The sequence below is a fragment of the Curtobacterium sp. A7_M15 genome (assembly GCF_030705415.1).
Taxonomy (GTDB): domain Bacteria; phylum Actinomycetota; class Actinomycetes; order Actinomycetales; family Microbacteriaceae; genus Curtobacterium.
This window is the reverse complement of record NZ_JAUZED010000231.1, coordinates 1-516: the sequence shown is the minus strand read 5'-3', so window position 1 is coordinate 516 and position 516 is coordinate 1. Positions and strand designations below refer to the sequence as shown.

Genomic DNA, 516 nt, shown 5'->3' with positions numbered 1-516 from the left:
TCCGCGCGCTGTGCGAGGGCGCTGACGTCGCACGGAGCGCGGAACCTCGCACGGTGCTGGGCGAACAGGCGTGGGTGCGAATGGGCCGGCCGTACGCCGGGTTCTGTCCCGCTCTCGCGGTGACGGCCATCTCTCTCGGACCGACGTTGCCGTCGGCCTCCAGCGGTCTACCCGAGGACTCGGCGAGCAGCCTCAGCGTCCTCTGTCTGACCTTGCTCCGGGCGAGGTTTACCGAGCGGATCCGGTCACCCGGACCCCTGGTGGTCTCTTACACCACCGTTTCACCCTTACCGACGTCGCCGCCGGCGGTCTGCTTTCTGTGGCACTGTCTCGCGGATTGCTCCGGGTGGGTGTTACCCACCGCCCTGCTCTGTGGAGCCCGGACGTTCCTCGGCACTCCCGGGGGAGTGACGCGACCGTCTCACCGACCCATTCGCGAGGACGAGTCTACCGGTGCGGACGGCGACGCGGGTGCCGGGGCTCGGCCGCCGGCGGCACGGGCGCCGAGGTCGCCGC

1 other RNA gene is annotated in these 516 nt (G+C 70.9%); it reads right to left on the bottom strand.

What is annotated here, in order from left to right:
* Positions 1–77: 77 nt before the first annotated feature.
* Positions 78–432, bottom strand: an RNA gene (gene rnpB / locus Q7F20_RS18625) — RNase P RNA component class A.
* Positions 433–516: the final 84 nt, after the last annotated feature.